Here is a 3806-nt window from a genome sequence, read left to right as displayed (position 1 = left end):
CCTTGACGTCCTTCAGGGACTTGATCTTCTCCGGGTTCACGACGAGCTTCACGCCGCCCGACGCCGAACCGGAGATGATCCGCAGGTTCTTGCCGGCCGCCTTGGTGTAGCCGTTGATCGCGGGGGACGGGCCGATCCAACCGATGTCCAGGGAACCGGAGTTCAGTGCCTCGATCTCCGAGGGCCCGGCGTTGAAGGTCGACGGCTTGATCTCGGTGCCGCCGAGCTCCTTCTGGAACAGGCCCTCCTGGATGCCCACCAGAGCGGTGGCGTGCGTCAGGTTCGGGAAGTAGCCGATCTTCACCTCGTCGGCGGAGAGCTTCTTGGCGCCCGCCGCGACCTCGGCCTGTTTGCCGGCGGCGGTGGACTCGGAGCCGTAGCCGCAGGAGGCCAGCAGCAGGGGGAGCGCGGCCATGACGGCGAAGGTGCGCAGGGTGGTGAGCGGTCTTGCGGCAGACACGGAAGTGTCCTCTCGGGAACGAGCGGTCGGGAAGGTACGGCGACGGAGGCGAGGAGCCTTCGGGAGCGCACCGGCACGCCGTTCGCCTGCCGTCCGGGTGGGCCGGGTGGGGGGCAGGGGGTGCTGCGGTGATGCGGTGCGGGCGGGTACTGCGGCGGTCTCAGACGAGCCGACAGATGGCGCTGCACGTATGCCCGTAGTCGATGTGACGACGCGAGGTCAGAAGGGGCGGCAGCAGGTCCGTGCGGTTGCGCGTACGCATGGCCACCCCACCCCACAGATTCCTAGTTTTCCTACCTGGTTGATGGGGATCGTGGCAGAAGTCGGCCCGCATCCCAAGGGGGTGTTCACATGATGGACGCGCTCGTCTCGGATGTCGGAGTGGAAGCGGTCAAGGTCACGCATATTCCCTATGTTCCCGACCGAATTACTAGGAAAGTGTTGACCCTTCTCCGTGGGGCGAGTGAGGATGACGCCGACCGGGTCGGCCGGGCAGCCCGGGACAGCGTTCCCCTGTGCCGGAAAGGAAGTCCGCCATGACCAGCGCACCGCCGGCCGACGACATGACCGAAGCCGTGGCCGGGTCGGTCGACTGGCCGCACATCGCCCGTGAGTTGGCGGACGACCTCGCCACGGACGCGGTCGAGCGGGAACAGGTCGGCGGACCGCCGCTCGACGAGGTCGCCCGGCTGCGTGAATCGGGGCTGCTGACCCTGCTCGTACCGGCTGCCCACGGTGGAGGGGGCGCCGACTGGCGCACCGCCTACGCGGTCGTGCGGACCGTCGCCGCCGCCGACGGCGCCGTCGGTCACCTCCTGGGCAGCCACTACTTCCTGTCGCACAGCCCCCGGTTCTTCGCCCGCCCCGAGCGCGCCGCACGCGTCGAGCGGGCGTTCACGGCGGGGCAGTGGTTCTGGGGCGGCGGTCTCGCCTCGCACGAACCGCCGCTCATGCTCACCCCCACGGCCGACGGCCATCTCCTGGACGGCCATCAGGGCTACGGCTCCGGCGTCGGCGTCGCCGACCGGCTGGTGGTCCGTGCCGCCGTGCCCGGCACCGGCGAGCCCCTCGCCGTCCTGGTCGACCCCACCCACCCGGGCGTGGTGAGCGGCAGCGGCGGCGACACCTTCGGGCAGCGGTTGGCGGCCGGCGGCGCCGTGGGGTTCGACTCCGTGCCGGTGACGAGCGACGGCGTACTCGGCTCCCTGTCCGCCGACGAGGGCGCCCTGTCGCCCTTCGCCGGCCTGGCCGCGCCGGCCGCACGGCTGGTCTCCGCCCAGTTCTGCCTCGGTGTCGCCGAGGGGCTGCTCGGTGAGGTCCGCGAGCACGCAAGGGCGGTGCGGCCCCTTTGGCAGCCGCTCTCCGCCACTCTCCGGCCGGGCAAGCCGCCCCATCCCTGGCCGGGGTGCCCGCCACCGGACCCGTACGTGCTGACCGCGTACGGCGAGCTCGCCGTCGCCGCGCGTGCCGCGTCCGCCCTCGCCGACCAGGCGGTGGCGGCGCTGTCGGAGGGCCTCGCGCGGGGCGAGGGCCTCGACGACGACGAGTGCGCGGAGATCGCCGTCCTCGCGAGCGCGGCCGAGGCCGCCGCCTCCCGGGCCGCGCAGGAGATCACGACCCGCGCCCTGGACGCCGTCGGCGCGTCGGCCGCCTTCACGCGACACGGCCTGGACCGCTTCTGGCGTGACACGCGTACGCACACCCTGCGCGAGCCGGTCGCCCACCGACTGCGCGAGGTGGGCGACTACGTCCTCCACGGCGCGCATCCTGCCTTCAGCCTTCCCATCTGACCGAGAGGCGGGTGGGCGAGGCCGGCCGCGGCACGGCGGTGATGGATAATCTCAGCATGCGGATCTCGGCGAGGGCGGACTATGCGGTGCGGGCGGCGCTGGAGCTGGCCGCGGCAGGGGACGACACCTCGCTGAAGGCCGAAGCGATCGCCGAGGCACAGGGCATTCCGCACAAGTTCCTCGAGGGCATCCTGGGCGACCTGCGCAGGGGCGGCCTCGTGGTCAGTCAGCGCGGCGGCAAGGGCGGTTACCGGCTCGCCCGCCCGGCCGAGTCGATCGCCATCGCCGACGTGATCCGGGTGGCGGACGGCCCCCTGGTCTCGGTGCGCGGCGTCCGCCCGCCCGACCTCTCCTACATCGGCCCCGCGCAGTCCCTGCTGCCGCTGTGGATCGCCGTACGCGCCAATGTCCGCAAGATCCTCGGAGAGGTCACGCTGGCCCATGTCGCCGCGGCCAAGCTGCCCGACGACGTCCTGAGCCTCGCGGACGATCCCGAGGCGTGGACGAATCCCTGACGGAACGACCGGCCGGACGGCTACCGGTCGTGGACGGGGCCGTCGATCCTCAGTCGGCCGGCTTCTCCCACACCGACACATGCTTGGCGCTCTCGCTGGTGAACGGCTCGCGCGTCCAGTCCTCCCACCGGTCGCGCAGGCGCAGCCCGGCGAGCCGGGCCATCAGGTCCAGCTCGGCCGGCCAGACGTACCGGAACGGGATGGACCAGTGTTCGGCGCGGCCGTCGACGAGGGTGACGTAGTTCGAGCTCATCGCCTGGGTGGCGACATCGTAGGTGTCGAACGCCCAGCGCGTGTCGCTGATGTGGAACGGCACGGCGGTCTGTCCGGCCGGAAGCTTGCGCAGCTCGGGTACGCCCACCTCGACGACGAAGCAGCCGCCGGGCCGCAGATGGGCGGCCGCGTTGCGGAAGCATTCGACCTGCGCGTCCTGGGTCGTCAGATTGGCGATCGTGTTGAAGACGAGGTAGGCGAGGGCGAATTCGCCCGCCACCCGCGTCGTCGCGAAGTCGCCGATCGTCACGTCGACGGCGTCACCGCCGGGCTTGGCGCGCAGCCGGTCCACCATGGCGCGGGACATGTCGATCCCGTGCACCGGCACCCCACGGGCGGCCAGCGGCAGCGCGATCCGGCCGGTGCCGACGCCGAGTTCGAGGGCCGGGCCGTCCCCGGCGAGTTCGGCCAGCAGGTCGACCGCCGGGTCCACCACGTCGGGGCGGAACATGTCCGCTGTCGACGCGTCGTAGTCGGCCGCGATGTTCTCTCCGAAGTAGCCGTCGTCCTCGATCACGCCGGGACCGTACTGCCGGCCACCGTGCCAGGGCACCTGATTTTCCCCGCAGGACAGCCGATCGGGGTGCTGGCACCACCCTGAACGGGGGGCTGGGACGACTGACCTCGGCACGATCCGCGCCTACGTTCGTGACGGAAGCAGGCGAGGACACCCGAGGAACTCCGAGGAGACGTCATGAGCGCGGTGAGCAGCGACGGGTTCCCGCCGCGTGTGTGGGGTGTCAGCCAGACCCCGCAGGTCTGGCTCGA

Annotated in this window: 4 protein-coding genes; 2 read left to right on the top strand and 2 right to left on the bottom strand. The window is 71.6% G+C overall.

Going from position 1 to position 3806, the window contains the following annotated elements; genetic code table 11:
- Positions 1-460, bottom strand: a 460-nt coding sequence (locus tag ABZ078_RS44170; protein ID WP_356584320.1) for an ABC transporter substrate-binding protein, incomplete at its 3' end; no start/stop codon positions are given.
- 563 nt (positions 461-1023) lie between these two features.
- Between ABZ078_RS44170 and ABZ078_RS44165 the strand changes: the two genes are divergently transcribed.
- Both ABZ078_RS44165 and ABZ078_RS44160 read left to right on the top strand, forming a co-directional pair.
- Positions 1024-2250, top strand: a complete 1227-nt coding sequence (locus ABZ078_RS44165; protein ID WP_356584322.1) for an acyl-CoA dehydrogenase family protein — start codon at positions 1024-1026, stop codon at positions 2248-2250.
- 56 nt (positions 2251-2306) lie between these two features.
- Complete coding sequence (locus ABZ078_RS44160) at positions 2307-2765, top strand: Rrf2 family transcriptional regulator (RefSeq protein ID WP_356584318.1); 459 nt, start codon at positions 2307-2309, stop codon at positions 2763-2765.
- A gap of 49 nt (positions 2766-2814) precedes the next feature.
- On the opposite strand, the gene ABZ078_RS44155 is transcribed toward ABZ078_RS44160, so the two are convergent.
- Complete coding sequence (locus ABZ078_RS44155; RefSeq protein ID WP_356584316.1) at positions 2815-3555, bottom strand: class I SAM-dependent methyltransferase; 741 nt, start codon at positions 3553-3555, stop codon at positions 2815-2817.
- Positions 3556-3806 lie beyond the last annotated feature (251 nt).

The organism is Streptomyces sp. NPDC006385, assembly GCF_040612485.1.
Classification (GTDB): Bacteria; Actinomycetota; Actinomycetes; order Streptomycetales; family Streptomycetaceae; genus Streptomyces.
This window is presented reverse-complemented; position numbering and strand designations above follow the sequence as displayed.

What these genes read in the sequence shown, in the direction of transcription:
- ABZ078_RS44165 (WP_356584322.1), top strand. Translation starts at nt 1,024, where the DNA reads ATGACCGAAGCCGTGGCCGGGTCGGTCGACTGGCCGCACATCGCCCGT.
- ABZ078_RS44160 (WP_356584318.1), top strand. Translation starts at nt 2,307, where the DNA reads ATGCGGATCTCGGCGAGGGCGGACTATGCGGTGCGGGCGGCGCTGGAG.